Annotated in this window: 2 protein-coding genes; one reads left to right on the top strand and one right to left on the bottom strand. The window is 39.9% G+C overall.

The genetic code is table 11. The features are described 5' to 3' along the window. On the bottom strand, positions 1–811 hold an 811-nt coding region (locus AB4496_RS22365), incomplete at its 3' end, for an alpha/beta fold hydrolase (RefSeq protein ID WP_372132000.1). Between the two features lie 297 nt (positions 812–1,108). Here AB4496_RS22365 and AB4496_RS22360 point away from each other — a divergent pair. After that, on the top strand, positions 1,109–1,959 hold an 851-nt coding region (locus AB4496_RS22360), incomplete at its 3' end, for an AAA family ATPase (RefSeq protein ID WP_372131998.1).

Genomic DNA, 1,959 nt, shown 5'->3' with positions numbered 1-1,959 from the left:
GCTCTAGCATTGGGAAGTGGCCTGAACCTTCAATGTAGTAAATGCTGTAATCCTTGATGTGTTTCTTGTTCGCTTCTGAATCGGTTGGCCATAGACGAGCATTGACCAATATCACTGGCACGCTCACGTTCTCATACACGCGGTGGGCTTCGCCAGTCACGTATTGGCCTAGATAATGGCGGAACTGGTTTATCGCGATAGCTGGCTGTGCTGAGGCCATGTCTTGCGTTACCCAGTAAAGTAAATCTGCGTCTACGTCTTTTGGTAACGAGTCTTTCACGAACGTAGTAATGCCCGCTTGAAAGTCTGCTTCAAAAGGTTTGGTCATTGCATCTAAGTCGCTTTGTGAAACGGCTAGTGCGACGTTTTGCGATGTGTCGACACCATTCACTCTTTTCGGCATCAGTTTAGCGGCTTCTGCAATCACACCACCCGCCATCGAATGACCGACTAAGATGACGGACTCGAGTTGCTCTTTCTTAATTACCGCTTTGATGTCTTGAGCGAATGCAACCATGGTGTACTCTTCGCGGTTGAACGATGAGTTACCGTGCCCTGCTAAGTCCATGGTGATGACTTGGTACTGCTTTGAAAACTCACTCACTTGGTTTTGCCACAGCCTGCTGTCTAAGCTCCAACCGTGAATGAAGATAAGTGCTGTATCCCCACTCCCGCTTTTGCCATACGCTATTTGCTCACCATCGTGAGATATCGCAATACCGTACTTAACCGTTGAATCATGGGCCATGGCATTCATGCTACCAAGCGCCATGAATACCAAAAGTGCGATGTTTAGGATTAAACGTTTCATAGTGTCTCTCTACTTACTTTGGAGGGAATACAGAAAGCCCCGCTCTCAATCAATATAGTCACTATAAAATGTGAAGTTGTAGACAAGTCAATATAAGGTTAGAAATTATTGAGTTAAGACTTACTAATTACGCTCAATCGACAGGTCAGAATCCTTTCTTGATTATTGCTTTTTGGCTGTCAAACACATCCGGAGTGTATTAGAGCGTTAGCTAATAAACTTCGAGTAAAAGTTGAGTATGCGTTAAAATGAATATAAAATAGTTATAAGTACATGTTCCTTAAAGGTTTACAAATAATGTTGCAGATACGTTCCATTGAAATATTTGGATTTCAGGCCAAAAGTCGAAAAGCGAAGTTGCAGTTTGCGTCAGATCAGGTATCTATAATTTACGGTGATAATGGGTGTGGCAAAACCACATTTCTCAAAGTATTACACGCTGTTCTTGACCGAAAACGTCCGACTCTTGCGTCTGAGAGAGTTAGAGCCGTTATTCTAAAAGTTGTAAATAACGAAAACACTGAAGAAGTTATACACATCAATAACATATCTAAAATAGATGATGAAGGGCAGATTACAATTGATGACTATGATTTTTCCGAACTAGACCAATCTTGCTTAGGTGAGAGCTCATCTCTATCTTTAGGTGTTGAACGTGGTGTTACTAAACAATCTATAAAGATAGAGTATCAGGATATTCTTAGATTCTTATCCCACCCCAAATACAGGCCTCTGCGAAATACCATTGATGTAAGAGAGTTTTCTGAAACTTTTTCTAATTATGTAAGGAATTTAAATGTCAGAAAATATCGAAGTAGTAGGAATGAACTATCTCTAGACAAGCCACACATTTTTTTGCAAAGCGTAAAAATGGAAAACATAGAGTCTTTACTAATAGACAGATATCGCTTTGCTAAATCAGTTGCGACGGATAGAATTCAAAATGCATTGTTCGAAACCCTTTCATTAGTAATTACTCCTACAGAGCATAATAGTTATGACACCTCTAAAATACCAGATAACTTTGAAGAGTTAGTTCTAGACAATAAAGAGCGCTTAATTGAAGCACTAAATGATGGTATTGATAATAACTTTAAAAGTCATGTAGTTACTATCTTACATGAAGTAGTAACAAAACGTGACGCTTT

Origin of the sequence: Vibrio sp. 10N.222.46.A1, assembly GCF_041473595.1 — a bacterium.
GTDB classification, from domain to species: Bacteria; Pseudomonadota; Gammaproteobacteria; order Enterobacterales; family Vibrionaceae; genus Vibrio; species Vibrio tasmaniensis_A.
This window is presented reverse-complemented; position numbering and strand designations above follow the sequence as displayed.